The sequence below is a fragment of the Xenophilus sp. genome, from assembly GCF_044462705.1.
GTDB lineage: Bacteria > Pseudomonadota > Gammaproteobacteria > Burkholderiales > Burkholderiaceae_C > Xenophilus > Xenophilus azovorans.
In genome coordinates this window covers 1-15,021 of the sequence record NZ_JBIQNC010000131.1, presented here as the reverse complement: position 1 = coordinate 15,021, position 15,021 = coordinate 1, and the positions used below count along the sequence as shown (strand labels likewise).

Sequence of the window (15,021 nt, the reverse complement as noted above, 5' to 3'; positions counted from 1 at the left end):
GCCAGTTCCACCGCGGAGCGCACCTCCATCTTGTCGAACACGCGCGCGCGGTGCACCTCGACCGTGCGCACGCTGATCGACAGCTGCTCGGCGATGAGCTTGTTGGGCAGCCCCTCCACCACGCGGCGCATCACCTCGCGCTCGCGTTCGGTCAGTTCCTGCACGCGCCGCTGGATGCACTGGCGCGCGCGCCGCGCGTCGATGGCCTCCTGCGAGGCGGCCAGCGCGTGCTCGATGCGGTCCACCAGCGCGTTGTCCGAGAAGGGCTTCTCGCAGAAGTCGAAGGCGCCGCGCTTGACGGCGTCCACCGCGGTCGGCACGTCGGCGTGGCCGGTCAGGAAGATCACCGGCATCTCGGCCAGCAACTGCCGCTCGGCCAGCCGGTCGAACAGCACCAGCCCGCTGATGCCGGGCATGCGCACGTCCAGCAGCAGGCAGCGCGGCTGGTCGATGGCGGGGGCGTCGGCCAGGCGCTGCTCGAAGGCCTCGGCGCTGGCGTAGTGCTCGCTGTCGAGGCGGCGCGAGCGCAGCAGCCAGGCCAGCGCCTCGCGCACGCTGGCGTCGTCGTCGACGATGAAGATCCGGGCATCGATGGGGGGTTGCATGCGTGAAAGGCTCCGTGGCGGCGCGCGGGCTCAGCCGGGCGCCGCGGCCGTTTCGGCGGGCGGCAATGCGGGCGCGGCACCGGCCACCGGCAGCGTGAAGCGGAAGACGGTGCCGCACGGCGCGCTCGGCTCGTGCACCAGCTCGCCGCCGTGCTGCTCCACGACCGTGCGGCACAGGCTCAGGCCCAGGCCCATGCCGTCGGGCCGGGTGGTGAAGAAGGGGGTGAACAGCCGCGCGGCGGTGGCCTCGTCGATGCCGCTGCCGCGGTCGGTGACGCTGAAGGCCAGCCAGCGCCGCGCCGCGGCGCCGGCGCTGACGGGGCCGCCGACGCGCGCCGCGGCCAGGCACAGCACGCGCTGGCCCGGTGGCGCGCCGTCCATGGCCTGCATGCCGTTGCGCGCGAGGTTGAGGATCACCTGCTCCACCAGCGTCGGGTCGCACTGCACGGCGGGCAGGTCGGCGGGCACGTCCAGCTCGATGCGCACGCCGAGCTTGCGCGCCTGCAGGCCCACCAGCGGCAGCACCGCGTCGAACAGCAGGCGCGGCGCGACGGCCTCGCGCGTGCGGTCGCGGCGGCGCACGAAATCGTGCACGCTGCGGATCACCTGGCCGGCGCGGTCGGCCTGCTCGGCGATGCGGCGCACGGCCATGGCGATGTCCTCGCGCTCGGGCGCGGGCACCGGCGCGGCGGCCGGATCGGCCAGCAGGTTCAGCGAGCCGGTGGCATAGCTGGCGATGGCCGCCAGCGGCTGCGTCAGCTCGTGGCTGAGCAGCGAGGCCATCTCGCCCACGGCGGCCAGCCGGGCGCTGGCCTGCAGGCGCTCCTGGCTGGCGCGCGAGATCTCCTCGATGCGGCGCTGCTCGCTGATGTCGATGAAAGCGCTCATCCAGCCGGTCTGCACGCGCTGCGCGTTGACCAGCGGGGCCTCGAAGATCAGCACCGGGAAGCGCGTGCCGTCCTTGCGCTGGAAGACGGACTCGAAGCCCTCGCGCGCGAAGTCGCCGCTGGCCTGGCGCTGGCGCTGGCGCTGCCAGTACTCGTGCGCCAGCTCGGACGGCCAGTAGGGCACGTCGCGCGAGGCGCCCAGCAGTTCCTCGGGCGCGAAGCCCACCATCTCGCAGAAGGCCGGGTTGACGTAGGTGATGCGGCCCTGCAGGTCGCGCGCGCGCAGGCCGGTCATGACCGAGTCCTCCATCGCCTTGCGGAAGGCCAGGGCGTCGGAGAGTTCGGCCTCGGCCTGCTCGCGCCGGCGCGTGTCGCGCGCCAGCAGCACCAGCACCGACACCAGCGCGATGGACATGGCGGTGACCAGACCGGTCAGCACGTTGGGGAACAGGTCGGGCGCGGTGCGCCAGCCGTCCACGCGCAGCACCAGCGCGTTGCCCGGCAGGTCCAGCAGCTGCTGCGCGGTGAACACGCGGTTGCCCACGCGACGCGCCGTGCCCAGGCTCACCAGGCGGGTGCCGTCGGTCTCGGCCAGCGAGACCTCCTGGCCGCGCATGAGGGCCGGGCCGAGCATCTCGCCGAGCATGCCGCGCAGGCCGTAGGCGGCCACCAGGTAGCCGCCCGATTCGAGCGGCAGGCACAGGTCCATCACCTCCAGGCCGCCGGCCGTGCCCGGCGGCTGCACGAACGGCACGTAGTGGCTGGGCGCATAGGCGGCGCTGCGCTGGCGGCGCGCGGCGGTGCAGGCCATCACCAGGTCGGGCGAGGCCTCGACGCGCTCGGCGGGGTCGAACACCTCGGGGCGGTAGGGCGTGTCGACGGCGTGCAGCAGGCCGAACCGGGCGTCGCGCCACTCGATGCGCAGCCACTCGCGGTGCCCGCGCAGCAGCTCGGCGGCGGCGGCGCCCCATTGCGCGGGGTCCTGGGGTGCGGCCTGCAGCGTCTGCAGGCTTTGCACGTTGCGCGCCAGGCCGGCGCGCAGGTCGGCCACGGCGTCGGCGGTGTCGCGGTCCAGCCGCACCTGCACCTGCTCCACCTCGTGCCGGCCGGCCAGCCACACCACGGTGACCAGCAGCCCCATCACCAGCACGGCCAGCAGCACCCACAGGAACCAGCGCCGCCACAGCGAGCGCAGCGCCCGCAAGGTGCGGCGCCACGGCGCCGGCGGCGTGGCGGGGAGGTCGAGGGCGGCCTGCGGCGGTTTGCTCACGGCGCTTTCACAGGACGCGGTGGCCCAGGGCCGGCAGTTGCGTGCGGCACTGCGCCAGGCGGACGATGTCGAGGTCGGCGAGGACGACGCCCTCGCCTTCGGCGCGCTGCGCGACCACCTGGCCCCAGGGGTCGGCCACCAGCGTCTGGCCCCAGGTGCGGCGGCCGTTCTCGTGCGTGCCGCCCTGTGCGGGCGCGGCGACCCAGCACAGGTTCTCGACAGCGCGGGCGCGCAGCAGCAGCTCCCAGTGCGCGCTGCCGGTGGTGTGGGTGAAGGCGGCGGGCACCAGCAGCAGGTCGGCGCCCTGCCCGGCCAGCGCGCGGTACAGCTCGGGGAAGCGCAGGTCGTAGCACACGCTCATGCCGACGCGCCAGCGGTGGCCGTCGCGCGAGGGCAGCTCGAAGACGACCGGCCGCGCGCCGGGCGCGATGACGCGCGCCTCGTCGTAGCGCTCGCGGCCGTTGTCGAAGCAGAAGAGGTGGATCTTGTCGTAGCGCGCGGCACACTCGCCCTGCGGCGAGAAGGCCAGGCTGGTGTTGAAGACGTGCTGCGCATCGCCCTCCACCCGCATCGGCAGCGTGCCGCCGACGATCCACAGGCCCAGCTCGCGCGCCGCGTCGGCCAGGAAGCGCTGCACCGGGCCCTCGCCCGGCGTCTCGGCCAGCGGCAGCTTGTCGCCGTCGCGGTGGCCCATCAGGCAGAAGTACTCGGGCAGCACGGCCAGCTCGGCGCCGCCGGCGGCGGCCTCGGCCAGCAGGGCGCGCGCGCGGGCCAGGTTGGCCTCGCGCGAGACGCCGGACACCATCTGCACGGCAGCGATCTTCATGGTCGGGTCTCCTTCGTGGCGGGCGCGCCGCCGCCCGGCGGCAGCGGCAGCAGCTTCGGCAATTCGGACAGCTCGGGCAGGTGCGGCAGCGCCGGCAGCTTCGGCAGTTCGGGCAGGTGGCGCCGCTCCAGCTTGTTCACCTTGGGGTCGGCCCAGGTGCCGTCGATGTGGAACTCCTGCGTGGCGGCCACGGCCAGCGGGCGGCTGAGCACCATCTGCGCCAGGAAGGCGCCCAGGCCGACGGCCGGGTTGATGGCGGTGGCCACCAGCGCGGCGGTGCCGGCGTTGATCTCGGGCACGACGACCACGCGCAGGTCCTGCGTCTCGCGCACGATGTCGGCCTGCCCGTCCATCAGCACCGCGGCGTTGACGCCCTTCATCTGCAGGTTGTTGGTGGAGGCGGTGCCGCTGGCGATGCGCGCGTCGCCGCGGATGAAGTCGAAGGCGAAGCCGGCGCTGAACACGTCGCGGAAGTCCAGCGTCAGCCGCCGCGGCAGCGCCTGCAGGCTGAGCACGCCCAGCAGCTTGGCGATGCCGGGGTCGGCCTTGAGGAACTGGCCGGAGGCCACGTCCAGGTGCACCTGGCCGCCCAGGCTGGGGTAGTCGATGGAGAAGGGCGAGCCGCGCCACTGCACCTGGCCGCTCATCTGCCCGCGCCCGCGCGCGAGCACGCCGCGCATGCCGAAGCGCTCCAGCAGCGCGCCGGCGTCCTGGATGTCGAGCTGGAAGTCCATCGCCGTGCGGCGCACCGCGCCCGGCCCGGCACCGGCGGGCGCCGCCCAGCTGCCCTTGGCGTTGAACACGCCCTCGGGCGTGGACAGCACCAGCTTGTTCAGCCGCCACTCGCGCTCGCGGCCGCCGCGGTTGACGGCGTCGATCTCGGCACGGCCCAGGCGCTTGCCCAGCAGCTCGAAGTCGTCGACCACCACGTCCAGCGCCGGCAGGTCGTCGGGCTGCTCGTCCAGCAGCGTCTCGACCTCGTGCGCCTCGCTCGGGGCGATCTTCAGCCGGGCCAGCCGCGCGTACAGGCGCCCGGCGGACTGGCTGCCGTACTCGGCATAGCCGCTGAGCTCGCGCGCGTCGATGTTGGCGCGCCAGAGCTCGCCCTCGCGCGAGCCGCCGAGCACCACGTCGTGCAGGGTGCGGCCGGCCACGCGGAAGGTGCCGGCGCGGATGGCCACCAGGTCGGGCATCCAGGCGGTGGCGGCAGGCGCCGAGGCCTGCGCCGCCGGCGTCTGCGCGTCGAGCGCACCGGCGCCGTCGGACAGCAGGCGCCGCCATTCGTCGACGTCGAGCCGGTCGAGCACCACGTTGGCCAGCAGGCCCGCATGGGGCAGCGCGCCCGCCTCGACCGCCTCGGCGCCGATGTGGACGGCGCCGCGCGTCAGGCGCGGCGCGGCGCCCGCGGTGTCGCGCAGCAGCCGGGCCGAGGCGACGCCGCCCAGCGTGGCCTCCAGTTGCTCGCCGGCGGCGGCGCCCTCGGCACCCGGGCGCAGCGCGGTCTGCGCCACGCGCAGCGGCAGCGCCGCCTCGGCGCTCTTGCCCAGTGGCGCAGGCAGGTCCAGCGCCAGGCCGCGCAGGTCGCTGGCGACGCTGAACTCCGGCGTGCCGCGGCGCTGCCGGACGCTGACGCTGTAGTCGGTGGCGCCCTCGGCTCGGCGCGCCAGCGGCGCCAGCCAGGCCACCTCGCGCGCCTCGCGCAGGCCCTCGGCCGTCAGGCGGCCGCTGGCGCGCAGGTCCAGCTCGTCGCCGCTGCCGTCCCAGCGGCCCTGGCCCTCCACGCGCACTTCGCCGCCGGCCAGGCGGGCCTGCAGGCCGCCCAGGCTGAAGCCGCGCTCGGTGAAGTCCAGCGCGCCCTGCGCCTGGGTGAAGGCGGGCGTGCGCGGCGCCAGCTGCAGCGTGTTGCCGGCCAGCGCGACGCGGGCCTGCACCTTGGCCTGGTCCATCGCCTGGATGGGCAGCTCCAGCTTCAGCCGGTAGTCGCCGCCGCCCTCGGCGTGCAGGCCGGCGAGGAAGTCGCGCGCGCCGCCGGCCAGCGGCGCGCCCAGGCGCAGCACGTCGCCCAGCGGGCCGCGCGCCTGCGCATCGACCGACAGCACCGCGTGCTCCAGGTCCGGGATGCGCGCCTCGCCGCGCAGCAGCTCGACCGCCGGCGCCGCGGCCAGCCGCGCCCGGGCGTTGGCCACCTGCATGCCGGCGCGGTCGAAGACCAGGTCGCCCGACAGGCTGCCCAGCGCCGGCCAGGCCGGGGGCTGGCCGTTCTGCTCGTGCGGCACGTAGGCGTACTGCACGTCCTGCACCTTGGCAGCGATGCGGAACTCGCCCTTGGCCGGGTCCTTGAAGGGCATGTCCCACAGGTCGCCGCGCAGGCGGAAGTCGGCCTCGCTGGCGCGGCCCTTCCTCACCGCGTCGCGCACGTAGTGGCGCACCTCCTGCGGGATGTCCAGCGGCAGGTAGCGGTGCACGCGCGTGCCGTCGGCGCGGTCGAGCCGGCCCTGCAGGTCCAGCACGCCGGGGAAGCGCGAGCGGCTGCCCGAGGCCGCCGGGTCGCTGGTGTGCCAGGCCAGGCGCGCGCTGCCCTCGGCGTCGGCGTTGGCGAAGCGCAGGTCGGGCAGGCTGAGCTGGATGCGCTCGCCCTCGCGCTGCCACTGCAGCGTGCCGCTCATCTGGTCCAGCGGCAGCAGCGGGTCTTCGAACACGCCCGGCAGCTCCAGCGCGCCGGAGGCCATGGCGAGCGTGGCGCGGCCGCCGGCCTGGGTCATGTCGAAGCTGGCGTCCAGCCCGCGGATGCCGGGCACACCCACCGGCGCGCGCGCCTGCGCGATGCGGGTGGCGGGCGTGGTGGCCTCGACGCTGGAGGCCAGGCTCAGGCCCGTCACGCGCCCCTTGGCCTGGTACGTCGCAGGCGCGTCCAGCGGGCCCTGCCAGGCGGCATCGATGTTCTCCACCAGCCCGCGCGGCGCGCGGCGGGCGATGACGCCGCGGATCCCGTCGCCCAGCGGCAGGCGGTTGGCGATCAGCGCCAGCGCGCCCAGGTCGATGCGGTCGGCGCGCAGCGCGCCGCTCTCGGGCGTGCGGCCCTGGGCCGCCGTGCGGCGGAACCACACGTTGCCGCCCGGCCAGCGCACGCCGTCGCCGGTGGCGAACTGCAGGTCGCGGGTGGAGAACTCGAACAGCCCGGGCGTGTTGCGCGCCGTCAGCCGGCCGGTGAGCTGGCGCAGCACCAGCGGCTCCAGCTTGTCGCCCAGCACGGCGTCGACGCGCGCCAGCGCGAGGTCGGCCGCGCCGCCGGCGGGCTGGCCGTCCTCCACGTCGATCCAGGCACGCAGCGCGCCGCTGCCCTCGCGGATGCGCGCGTCGAGCGTGACGTAGCGGCCCAGCCGCGTGACGTCGATGCGCGGCAGCTCGGCGTAGAACTCGCCGTCCCAGCGCCGCCAGTCGCCGCTGCGCAGCGACAGCAGCGGCTGGCGGAACACGCCCATCAGCGTGAAACGCTCGCCCCAGCCGGCCGGCGGCGTGGCGTCCAGCCGCAGGCGGTGGCTGCGCGCGCCGTTGCGCGCGACGAAGCGCACGTCGGTCAGCAGCAGGGGCGGCGCGGCGCGCAGCTCGTCGGTCCACTGCACGGTGCCGCCCTCGACCACCAGCTCGCGCTGCGCGAAGAACCAGTCGGCCGCGCGCTCGCCGCCGGCGCTGCCGTCGTCGGCCGACAGGTCGAGCCCGGCCACGTGCAGCCGGCCCTGCGCGTCGCGCCGCACCTGCGCCTCGGGGCGCTCGATGTAGAGCTGCTCGAAGCTCAGGTGCCACAGCGAGCGCGGCGACACGCCCGCCACCACGCGCGCCAGCCGCAGCGCGTCGTGCTGCTGCGCGTCCTGCAGCGCCACGTCGCGCAGCTCGATGGTGGGGAACAGGCCCTCGGTGCGGGCCTCGATGGCGCCGATGCGCACCGGTACCCCGATGGCCCGCGTGGCCTGTGCTTCCAATGCGCCGCGCCACTCGCCGATTCGCGGCACAATCCAGCCGTGTAGGACGACCACGCACAGCAGCAGCCCCAGCCATGCCGCGATCAGCAACCACAGCAGTCCGCGTGCGATCCGGGCGGTCGTCCTGAGCAGTCGTGAAGGGGAAGGCGTCGTGACGTTCATCGAGGCTCGCGCTGGGTCGGAAATTATGACCGGCGCCCCATCCGCCGGTTCCTCGCCGGCCTCTGCAGCGCCGCCCGCCTCCGCCCACTCGCGCTTCGTGCAGCGCCTGCGCCGCCGCTATGCGGCCGAATTGCCGCTGCTGCCGCCCGGCGCCCCGCTGCGCCCCCACATGGAAGCCGCCTACGCCGCCCTGCGCGGGCGCGGCGACGCGGCGGGCGACGCGCTGCGCATCGTGCGCCAGCTCGTCATGGAGCGCCTGGTGGTGCTCGACTGCGACGCCGGCTGCGAGCTGGCCGACGTGACGCGCGCCGTGACGCAACTGGCCGAGTTCGCGCTGGACACCGCGGTGGCCGAGGCCTTCGCCGAGCTGGACGCGCTGCACGGCGCGCCCGCCGCGCCCGGACCCGATGCCGGCCGCGCGCAGCTCTGGGTCGTCGGCATGGGCAAGCTGGGCGCGCGCGAGCTCAACGTCTCCAGCGACATCGACCTGATCTACCTGTACGACCACGACGGCGAGACCGCCGGCCTGCCCGACGGGCGCGGGCGCCTCTCCAACCAGGAGTACTTCGCCCGCGCGGTCAAGCGCGTCTACGCGCTGGTCGGCGACACCACCGAGCACGGCTTCGTCTTCCGCGTCGACCTGGCGCTGCGACCCAACGGCAACTCCGGCCCCAGCGTGGTCTCGCTCGACGCGCTGGAGGAATACCTGCAGGTGCAGGGCCGCGAGTGGGAGCGCTTCGCCTGGCTCAAGAGCCGCGTGGTCGCCCCCACCGCCTGCGTGGCCGACGGCTCGGCCCAGGCGCTGCGCGGCGTGGTGCTGCCCTTCGTGTTCCGCAAGTACCTCGACTACGCGGTGTTCGACGCCCTGCGCGACCTGCACCGCCAGATCCGCGAGCAGGCGGCGCGCCGCAGCGCCGGCCGGCCCGAGCGGGCCAACGACGTCAAGCTCTCGCGCGGCGGCATCCGCGAGATCGAGTTCACCGTGCAGTTGCTGCAGGTGGTGCGCGGCGGCCAGTTCCCCGAGCTGCGCACCCGCCCAACCCTCGACGCGCTGCAGCGCCTGGCCCGCGCCGGCCTGATGCCGCAGCCCGCGGCCGACGCGCTGGCCGCGGCCTACGTCTTCCTGCGCCGGGTCGAGCACCGCATCCAGTACCTGGACGACCAGCAGACCCACATGCTGCCGGTGGCCGACGAGGACCTGGCCTGGATCGCCACGACCATGGGCTTTGCCGGCACCTGCGCCTTCCTCACCGAGCTGGACGCGCACCGCGAGTTCGTGGCGCAGGAGTTCGACCGCCTGCTCGGCGGCGACAAGCCGTGCAACGGCAACTGCCGGAGCAAGGGCGCGCGCGCCCCCGCGCCCACCGACCTGGGCGAGCTGCTGGCCGACCTGCCGCCGCCCCTGGCCGAACGCATCCGCGCCTGGTGCGACAACCCGCGCGTGCAGGCCCTGCGCGACGACGCCCGCGCCCGCCTGTACCAGCTGGTGCGCCGCACCGGCCAGTGGCTGCGCGCACCCGACGGCGAAGACGAGGCGGCGGACGCCGCACCCGCGCGCATCGATGCCGCCCTGCGCTGGGCCGACTGGATGGAGCCGCTGCTGCGGCGCGACAGCTACCTGGCGCTGCTGGTCGAGCGGCCCGGTGTGCACGAGCGCCTGCTGCGCCTGCTCGGCGCGGCCCGCTGGCCGGCGCGCTACCTGATGCAGCACCCCGGCGTGATCGACGAGCTGGCCGGCGCCGAGCTGCTGGCCGGCCGCTTCGTCGCCGAGGACTTCGAGGCCGAGCTGGAGGCGCGGCGCTCCTCGCTGCGCAGCACCGGCGAGGCCGACGAGGAGGCCCTGCTGAGCCTGCTGCGCCGCGCGCACCACGCCGAGGTGTTCCGCACCCTGGCGCGCGACGTGGACGGGCGCCTCACCGTCGAGCAGGTGGCCGACGACCTGAGCGCCCTGGCCGACACGGTGCTGCGCGTCACCGCCCGCTGGTGCTGGGCCCTGCTGCGGGGCCGCCACCGCGAGACGCCGCGCATGGCCGTCATCGGCTACGGCAAGCTCGGCGGCAAGGAGCTGGGCTACGGCAGCGACCTGGACATCGTCTTCGTGCACGACGACGACGACGAAATGGCCGGCGACGTGTACGCCGCCTTCGTGCGCAAGCTCATCAACTGGCTCACGGTGAAGACGGCCGAGGGCGACCTGTACGAGATCGACACCGCGCTGCGGCCCAACGGCAACTCGGGCCTCTTGAGCACCACCTTCGAGGCCTACGAGAAGTACCAGCTCGGCCGCGGCAGCAACACCGCGTGGACCTGGGAGCACCAGGCCATGACGCGCGCGCGCTTCGTGCTCGGCGATGACCTGGCCCCCACGCTCCCTGCTACGCATGGTTCGCTGCCCCCCGAGGGGGCGCTCGCCGCCTTGGGGCGGCCCGGCGGCGGCGAGGTGGCCCCCACGCTCCCCGCTTCGCGTGGTTCGCTTCCCCCCGAGGGGGCGCGTTCCGCCTTGGGGCGCCCCGGCGGCGGAACGTCGCTGGCCGAGCGCTTCGACGCCGTGCGCGAGGCCGTCATCACCGCCCCGCGCGACGTGGCCGCGCTGCGCGCCGAGATCGTCGCCATGCGCGAGAAGGTGCGCGCCGCGCACCCGGTCAAGCCCGGCCGCTTCGACGTCAAGCACAGCCCCGGCGGCATGGTGGACGCGGAGTTCGCGGTGCAGTTCCTGGTGCTGTCGGCCGCGCGCGAGCATCGCGAGCTGATCCCCAACGTCGGCAACATCGCGCTGCTGCTGCGCGCCGAGGAGGCCGGCCTGCTGCCGCCGGGCGTGGGCCGCGACGCGGCCGCCGCCTACCGCGAGCTGCGCCGCGTGCAGCACCGCGCGCGGCTGAACGAGGAGCCGACGCAGGTGCCGGCCGAGGCGCTGGCGAAGGAACAGCAGGCCATGCGGGCACTGTGGGAGGCCGTCTTTGGCTGAGCCGGCGCGTAGCGGCGAAGCCGGCGCGCTGCGCGCCTGGGGCCTGGGCGCGGCGGTGGCCGCCGCCCTGCTGGCCGGCTGCGCCAGCGGCCCGGGCGGCGGGCGCATCGGCCGCGACGGCGCGCCCTCCTCCCCGCCGCCGGACCTGGCGAGCGTGCCCGACGCCGAGCCGCGCGTGGAGCCCGTCCGCGCCAGCGGCGGCACCAGCAAGCCCTACAGCGTGCGCGGGCGCAGCTACGTGCCGATCACCGACGACCGCCCCTTCCGCGAGCGCGGCCTGGCCTCCTGGTACGGCACCGGCTTCCACGCCCGCTCCACCGCCAGCGGCGAGCCCTACGACATGTACGCCATGACGGCCGCGCACAAGACGCTGCCGCTGCCCAGCTACGTGCGCGTGCGCAACCCGGCCAACGGCCGCGAGGCGATCGTGCGGGTGAACGACCGCGGCCCCTTCCACGACGGCCGCATCATCGACCTGAGCTACACCGCCGCGCTCAAGCTCGACCTGCTGCGCGGCGTGGCGCCGGTGGAGATCGAGCGCCTCACCAACGAGGACATCCGCACCGGCGCCTGGCGGCGCGACGGCGGCACGCAGTTCGCCTCGGCCGCACCGGCGCCCTCGCCTGTCCCGGCCGCCCCGCCTGCCGCCGAGCCCGTGCAGGCCGTCGCCGTGCCGCCGGCCTGGGTGGCGCCGGTGGCGGCCACACGCACCGACCGATCGCAGGCCCTCGTGCTCGCCCAGGCGCCGGCGGAGCCTGCCCCGCCCGGCACGGCCAGCGACAGCACCGCGCCGCCGCCGCGCTTCGGCAGCATGCAGGTGGACGAGCTGCCGCCGATGACGCCGGCGCCCGCCGCCACACCGCCGGCCGCGCCTCCATCCGTGCCGTCCGCACCGGCGCCGCAGGATGCGGCAGCCACCGCCGGCTTCTGGGTGCAACTCGGCGCCTTCCGCGAGCGCGAGGGCGCCGAGGGCCTGCAGACGCAGGCCGGCCGCACGCTGCCGGCGCTGGCGCCGCAGTTGCGCGTGTTCAGCGAAAGCGGCACGCACCGGCTGCAGGCCGGGCCCTACCCCAGCCGCGAGGCAGCCGCCGCCGCGCAGGCGCAGTTGCGCGACGGCCTGCGCCTGTCGCCCATCGTGGTCGAACGGCGGTAGGCCGGCCCCTTTCCTCGCCCCTACGGGAACCGCTGCGCCGCATAGGGCGCCGGGTCCACCAGCGGCGCCTCGCCGCCGATCAGCTCGGCCAGCAGCCGCCCGCTGACCGGCCCGAGCGTGAAGCCCTGGTGCGCGTGGCCGAAGTTGAACCACAGGCCGCGGTGGCGCGGCGCCGGGCCGATCACCGGCTTCATGTCGGCCGTGCAGGGCCGCGCACCCAGCCAGGGCTGCGGCTCCACCGGATCGCCCAGGTCGAGCAGCTCGCGCGCATGCGCCTCGGCGCGGCCGAGCTGCCAGGGCGTGGCCGGCGCGTCGCGCCGCGCGAACTCGGCGCCGGTGGTGATGCGCACGCCGCGCCGCATGGGGGCGATGACCAGGCCGCGCGCCACGTCGTACAGCGGCAGCCGCGGCCCCGGGGCGCCCGCGTGGTGGCGGTGGTAGCCGCGCTTGACGAACAGCGGCAGCCGGTAGCCCAGCGGGCGTAGCAGCAGGTCGGCCCACGGGCCGAGCGCGATGACGGCGTGCTCGGCATCGAGCAGGCCGTCGTCGGTGCGCACCTGCCAGCCGGTGGCGGTGGGCCGCAGGGTCGCCGCATCGCCGCGCACCAGCGTGCCGCCCAGGCGCCGGAACTGCGCCGCGTAGCGCGCCACCAGCTCGCCCGGGTCGCTCACGCTCCAGGGGTCGAGCCAATGGACCGCGCCGGCCAGGCGGCGGCGCAGCGCGGGCTCGGCGGCGGCCAGCGCGTCGCCGTCCAGCGCGGCGTGGCGCAGCCCGTGGCTGCGCGCCAGCGCTTCGGCCTCGGCCAGCGCCGTGTCCAGGCCGGCGGCGTCGCGGAAGACGTGCAGGTAGCCCTCGCGGCGCACCAGGTCCTCGGCGCCGGCGGCGGCGATCAAGGGCGCGTGCTCGCTGGTGGCGTGCTCGATCAGGCGCGCATGGGCCTGCGCGATCGCCGGGTAGTGCGCGGCGCCCGAGTGGCGCCAGTAGCGCGCCAGCCCGCCGGCCACGCGCGGCAACGCGCGCAAGTGGTAGTTGACGTCCGACCCGCGCTTGAGCGCCACGCCCAGCAGCCGCGCGATGCTGCGCGGAAAGGCGTAGGGCTCGACGGCCTCGCGCTGGATGATGCCGGCGTTGCCGTAGGAGGTCTCGCGCCCGGGCTCGCGGCGGTCGACCAGCGCCACCGCGTGGCCGCGCATCGCCAGGTGCAGTGCGGTGCAGGTGCCGACCATGCCGGCGCCGAGGACGATAACGGGGGAGGTCATGGCCATGCTCCTTTGCGCCCGGTGCGCGCGGGCCGTTGTGGCGGCGCCTCGCGCAGGCGCGGCTGCATGAAGTCGATGAAGGCGCGCAGCTTGCGCGGCATCTGCGCGCGGCTGGGGTGGTAGAGGTAGAAGCCGGGGAAGCTGGCCCACCAGCGCTCCAGCACGGGCACCAGCGTACCGGCTTCGAAGTCGGGACGCACCTCGCCCTCGAAGGCGCAGCCGATGCCGGCGCCGGCGCGCACGGCGGCGACCAGCACGCCGTTGTCGTTGGCCACCAGCGGGCCCTGCACCGCCACCTCGAACACGCGGCCGGCCTGCACGAATTCCCAGCGGTACAGGCCGCCCGCCGTGAGGCGGATGTTGACGCAGGCGTGGTCCTTCAGCTCCTGCGGCGTGCGCGGCGGCCGCCGGCCCTGCAGGTAGCGCGGCGAGGCGAAGCACACCATCCGCTGCGCGCCGCCCAGCGGCACGGCCACCACGTCCTGCGCCAGGCTCTCGCCCAGGCGGATGCCGGCGTCGAAGCCGCCGGCCACCAGGTCGAGCAGGCGGTTGTCGCAGTGCAGGTCGAGCGTGATCCCGGGGTACGCGGCGGCGAAGTCGGCCAGGTGCGGCAGCAGCAGCACGCGCGCCGCCACGCTCGACAGGTTCAGCCGCAGCACGCCGGCCGGCGCGTCGCGCCGCTCGTCCAGCCCGTCCACCGCCTGCGCCAGCTGCGCCAGGCCGGGCGCGGCGGCGTCGAGGAACTGGCGGCCGAGTTCGGTGAGGCCGACGCGGCGCGTGCTGCGGTCCAGCAGGCGCACGCCCAGGCGCCCTTCCAGCGTGCGCACGGTCTGCGAGAGCGCCGAGGGCGACACGCCCATCTGCGCCGCCGCCTTGGTGAAGCTGGCGTGCCGCGCCACCTGCGCGAAGGCGGCGATGGCGGGGAGCAGCTCGGGCGACATGCGGTCCATTATGAAGCGGTGCTTCAAGACGCATGCGGCCCAACCGGCTTTTTCCCGAGGAATCGGCGGTCTACCTTCGGGCCCGTCGACTTCTTCTTTTCCTGGAAAGGGACCGCACCATGCAACTGACCGACTACCTGACCCTGGGCGCGAGCGGCCTGCGCGTGAGCCCGCTGGCGCTGGGCACGATGACCTTCGGCACCGACTGGGGCTGGGGCGCCGACGAGGCCGAGGCGCGCAGCATCTTCGACCTGTACGTCGAGCGCGGCGGCAACTTCGTCGACACCGCCAACTTCTACACCGGCGGCAGCAGCGAGGCGCTGCTGGGCCGCTTCGCCGCCGGCCGGCGCGACCGGCTGGTGCTGGCGACCAAGTACTCGCTGAACCTGCACCCCGGCGACCCCAACGGCGGCGGCAACCACCGCAAGAGCCTGGTGCGCGCGGTGGACGAAAGCCTGAAGCGCCTGGGCACCGACTACATCGACCTCTTGTACCTGCACATCTGGGACGGCACCACGCCGGTGGAGGAGGTGATGCGCGGCTTCGACGACCTGGTGCGCGCGGGCAAGCTGCTGTACGCCGGCATCTCCGACACGCCGGCCTGGCAGGTCGCGCGCATGCAGACGCTGGCCGCGCTGCGCGGCTGGACGCCGCTGGTGGCGCTGCAGGTCGAATACAGCCTGGTGCAGCGCACGGTCGAGCGCGACCTGGTGCCGATGGCCGAGGCACTGGGCCTGGGCGTGACGGCGTGGTCGCCGCTGGGCATGGGCGTGCTCGCGGGCAAGTACGACCGCGCTTCGCTGGCGCAGGGCGATGCGCAGTCGCTCACCGTGCGCGGCACGCGCCAGCAGGTGGCGCTGACGCACGACATGCTCAGCGAGCGCAACCTGGACATCGCCGAGGAGGTGAAGGCCATCGCGCAGGCGCTGGGCCGCTCGCCGGCGCAGGTGGCGCTGGCCTGGCTGCTGCAGCG

The 15,021-nt window shown here is 75.3% G+C and carries 9 protein-coding genes; 3 read left to right on the top strand and 6 right to left on the bottom strand.

Annotation, left to right across the window (positions count from 1 at the left end):
• The 4 genes from ACIY1X_RS17925 to ACIY1X_RS17910 all read right to left on the bottom strand — a co-directional run.
• Window positions 1-605: response regulator transcription factor (locus ACIY1X_RS17925; RefSeq protein ID WP_399683047.1), on the bottom strand; the 605-nt coding region annotated here is incomplete at its 3' end.
• 30 nt (window positions 606-635) lie between these two features.
• Entirely contained in the window at window positions 636-2,762 is a 2,127-nt protein-coding gene (locus ACIY1X_RS17920) for a nitrogen regulation protein NR(II) (protein ID WP_399683044.1), read from the bottom strand.
• A 7-nt stretch (window positions 2,763-2,769) separates the two neighbouring features.
• The gene (locus tag ACIY1X_RS17915) at window positions 2,770-3,588 is read right to left on the bottom strand and encodes a carbon-nitrogen hydrolase family protein (protein WP_399683041.1); all 819 of its coding nucleotides are present in this window, start codon (window positions 3,586-3,588) and stop codon (window positions 2,770-2,772) included.
• Entirely contained in the window at window positions 3,585-7,730 is a 4,146-nt protein-coding gene (locus ACIY1X_RS17910) for a YhdP family protein (RefSeq protein WP_399683038.1), read from the bottom strand. Before ACIY1X_RS17910 ends, ACIY1X_RS17915 begins: the two co-directional genes overlap by 4 nt.
• A 25-nt stretch (window positions 7,731-7,755) precedes the next feature.
• Between ACIY1X_RS17910 and glnE the strand changes: the two genes are divergently transcribed.
• Window positions 7,756-10,695 carry a bifunctional [glutamate--ammonia ligase]-adenylyl-L-tyrosine phosphorylase/[glutamate--ammonia-ligase] adenylyltransferase gene (gene glnE / locus ACIY1X_RS17905; RefSeq protein WP_399683036.1) on the top strand — a complete coding sequence of 980 codons (2,940 nt, stop codon included), beginning with the start codon at window positions 7,756-7,758 and terminating at the stop codon, window positions 10,693-10,695.
• Window positions 10,688-11,848, top strand: a complete 1,161-nt coding sequence (locus ACIY1X_RS17900; protein WP_399683033.1) for a septal ring lytic transglycosylase RlpA family protein — start codon at window positions 10,688-10,690, stop codon at window positions 11,846-11,848. Before glnE ends, ACIY1X_RS17900 begins: the two co-directional genes overlap by 8 nt.
• A gap of 20 nt (window positions 11,849-11,868) precedes the next feature.
• On the opposite strand, the gene ACIY1X_RS17895 is transcribed toward ACIY1X_RS17900, so the two are convergent.
• Window positions 11,869-13,107 (bottom strand): NAD(P)/FAD-dependent oxidoreductase, encoded by a 1,239-nt coding sequence (locus tag ACIY1X_RS17895; RefSeq protein WP_399683031.1) that lies wholly within the window; start codon window positions 13,105-13,107, stop codon window positions 11,869-11,871.
• Complete coding sequence (locus tag ACIY1X_RS17890) at window positions 13,104-14,048, bottom strand: LysR substrate-binding domain-containing protein (RefSeq protein ID WP_399683028.1); 945 nt, start codon at window positions 14,046-14,048, stop codon at window positions 13,104-13,106. Before ACIY1X_RS17890 ends, ACIY1X_RS17895 begins: the two co-directional genes overlap by 4 nt.
• 119 nt (window positions 14,049-14,167) lie before the next feature.
• On the opposite strand from ACIY1X_RS17890, the gene ACIY1X_RS17885 reads away from it, so the two are divergent.
• On the top strand, window positions 14,168-15,021 hold an 854-nt coding region (locus ACIY1X_RS17885; RefSeq protein ID WP_399683025.1), incomplete at its 3' end, for an aldo/keto reductase.

Excerpts from the sequence above, each read along its gene's own strand:
- ACIY1X_RS17890 (WP_399683028.1), bottom strand. The coding sequence starts at position 14,048 with ATGTCGCCCGAGCTGCTCCCCGCCATCGCCGCCTTCGCGCAGGTGGCG.
- ACIY1X_RS17915 (WP_399683041.1), bottom strand. The coding sequence starts at position 3,588 with ATGAAGATCGCTGCCGTGCAGATGGTGTCCGGCGTCTCGCGCGAGGCC.
- glnE (WP_399683036.1), top strand. The coding sequence starts at position 7,756 with ATGACCGGCGCCCCATCCGCCGGTTCCTCGCCGGCCTCTGCAGCGCCG.
- ACIY1X_RS17895 (WP_399683031.1), bottom strand. The coding sequence starts at position 13,107 with ATGACCTCCCCCGTTATCGTCCTCGGCGCCGGCATGGTCGGCACCTGC.
- ACIY1X_RS17910 (WP_399683038.1), bottom strand. The coding sequence starts at position 7,730 with ATGAACGTCACGACGCCTTCCCCTTCACGACTGCTCAGGACGACCGCC.